The 2,559-nt window shown below is 72.5% G+C and carries 3 protein-coding genes; all 3 read right to left on the minus strand.

What is annotated here, in order from left to right; translation table 11 throughout:
- Window positions 1-155 precede the first annotated feature (155 nt).
- A complete protein-coding gene (gene marP, locus I0Q12_RS28235) occupies window positions 156-1,346 on the minus strand; it encodes an acid resistance serine protease MarP (RefSeq protein WP_197256855.1) in 1,191 nt (396 codons plus the stop codon).
- Complete coding sequence (locus tag I0Q12_RS28240; RefSeq protein WP_197256857.1) at window positions 1,343-2,041, minus strand: CoA pyrophosphatase; 699 nt, start codon at window positions 2,039-2,041, stop codon at window positions 1,343-1,345. Before I0Q12_RS28240 ends, marP begins: the two co-directional genes overlap by 4 nt.
- Window positions 2,038-2,559: TlpA disulfide reductase family protein (locus tag I0Q12_RS28245; RefSeq protein WP_197256859.1), on the minus strand; the 522-nt coding region annotated here is incomplete at its 5' end. The genes I0Q12_RS28245 and I0Q12_RS28240, both read right to left, overlap by 4 nt.

The following is a 2,559-nucleotide window of genomic DNA, read 5'->3' on the forward strand; positions in this document are numbered from 1 at the left end:
GCTGCTCGCGGTACGCGCCCGGTCGCATCCTGAAGTTCGTGGACGACGCCGGCCACTACGCGCACCAGGAGCGGCCCGAGGCCGTCATCGGGATGATGCTCGACTTCGTCACCGCGCTCTGAGATCGGCCGCGCCGCGGAAATCGGCTCAGGGAATCAGACGATGCAGGCGCCGGTCTCGACCGCGGTGAACGACGCTCCGGCCAGCGCGAGCTGACGGCTCACCTCTTCGGCCGTGAGCGCGAAGCCGGTGTCCGAGTCGTCGACGGCGGCACCGAAGACGACGCCGAGGACCCGGCCCTGCTCGTCGACGAGGGGGCCGCCGGAGTTGCCCTGCCGGATCGAGCCGCGGACCGTGTACACCTCACGCTCGACGGTTCCGGCGCGGTAGATGTCGGGGCCCTGCAGCTGCAGCGACTCGCGCACCCGCGCCGCGCTCGCCGTGTACGGCCCACCGCCGGGATACCCGAGGACGATCGCGCTGGTGCCGGACTCGGCGAGGTCCTCGGCGAACACCAGCGGATCCGCGGTCAGGCCGGGCACCGCGAGGATCGCGACGTCCACCTCCGGATCGAACAGCACGACCTCGGCCTCGAGCGGCCCGTCCTCGGTCTCCACCGTCACCGCCGTCGTTCCCGCGACGACGTGCGCGTTGGTCATGACACGTTCGGGCGCGACCACGAACCCCGATCCCTCGAGCGCCTTCTGGCAGCTCGGCGCGATGCCGTTGATCCGCAGCACACTCGGGTGCAGGGCGAGCGGAACCGGACTGTCGAGCAGCGCCCCGTCGGGCGGGTCGACCTCCGTGATCGGGGTGCGACCGAACGGCCCGATCACCTCCGGCAGCCCCGAGGTGTCCAGCAACGCCGAGAACTCCCGGGGGATGCTGCGCATCCAGTCCGGCGCGACGTCGTCGACCGTGCCGAGGACGGTGGAACCGCGGACCGCGGCGGACAACTGGGTTTGCGAGGTTGCGGTCAGCGGGATCGCGAGCAGCCACGCGGCGACGAGCACCGCGCCGGCCTGCAGGACCGCCCCGACCACGCTGTCCACACCGCGGGCGACGGGACTGTGCATACCGCTGCGGGCGGCCCGGCCGAGCACCATCCCGGCGACCTCACCGATGATGACCAGCGCCACGATGAGCGCGACCCCGGCGAGCAGTCGCGTGTTGCCCTCGTCGATGTGCACCAGCACGTGCGGGGCGATGAGGATCCCCGCGACCGCGCCGAGCACCACCCCGAAGAACGCGAGTGCCGACGCGACCGCTCCCTGGCGCAGTCCCGACGACACCGCGACCACGACCACCAGCACGATGATCAGGTCGATCCACCCGGATGGCGTCACGGTTCGACCACTCCTGCCTCCAGCTCGGCGAGCACGACGTCGAAGTCGCGCACGTCCCGGTGATCCCACTCGATTTCCCAGCCCGACACCGCGAACAGACCGGCGAGCACACCCGCGGTGAAGCCCCACACCAGCATGCCGTCGACCTGGAACGCCGGGCCCTGGTAGCCACGCGAGTGCCGCACCTGGAATCGATTGTCCGGATCGAGCAGGTCCCGCAGCGGGACGCGGACGACGCGCGCCGCCTCACCCGGATCGACGACACCGATCGGGCTGGGCTGTTCCCAGTACGCGACCACCGGGGTGACGTCGAACCCGGACGGGGGGATGAAGATCTCCGGCAGCACGGCCAGCGGCCTCACCCCGGACGGTTCGAGCCCGGTTTCCTCCTGAGCCTCGCGCAGGGCGGTCCGGATCGGGCCGTCGTCCTCGGGGTCGGCGGCACCGCCCGGGAACGCGACCTGACCGCTGTGCTGCCGCAGCGTCGGCGCGCGCTGGGTCAACAGCACGTCGGCGTCGGCGGGCAGTCCGCCGCGCGCGAGCGGGTCCGGGACCGGAGAGCCACCGAACAGCACGAGGACAGCGGCGGGCCGGACGTCGATGCCGCGCGGGGGCCGCCGATCCAGAATCGGGTTGACGCCGTGCGGGTCGCCCGGGTCGAGGGTGGCGACGCGCCGCAGCCAGTACGGGGTCACGCGCTCACCCCCAGGTGGGTCTCGACGGCGGCGGCGATCTCCTCGACGCTGCGGAACGGCTGCGGAAGCACCTTCGCGATCGAACCGTCGGGCCGGACCAGCACCGTCAGCGGCAGCACCGGTGGTGCCGCGACCGCGGCCTGCACGCGTGCCGAGCCGTCCTGCACCCCGGGGAGCTGTACCCCGTACTCGACGAGCCTGGACAGCGCGTTGGCTTCGTTGGGGTCGGTGTGGACGGTGACGAGTGCGACGCGGTCGCCGGCGCGGCGCGCGTACTCCTGCAGCACGGGCAGTTCCTCGGCGCACGGTCCGCACCACCACGCCCACAGGTTGAGGATCGCGGGGCGACCGGCCAGGGCGGCCGCCAGATCCACGCCACTGCCGTCACCGACACATTCGAACGTCATCCCCGTGAGCGGTCCGGCGGGTTCGGCACCGGTCGGCGCCGGGCACGGCTGCAGATTCGCCTCGGTCCGCAACGGTGCCAGCGCCTGCGCGTCGTCCTGGGCCCGCCGGTC

The sequence above is a fragment of the Rhodococcus sp. CX genome (assembly GCF_015865005.1).
Lineage (GTDB): Bacteria > Actinomycetota > Actinomycetes > Mycobacteriales > Mycobacteriaceae > Rhodococcus.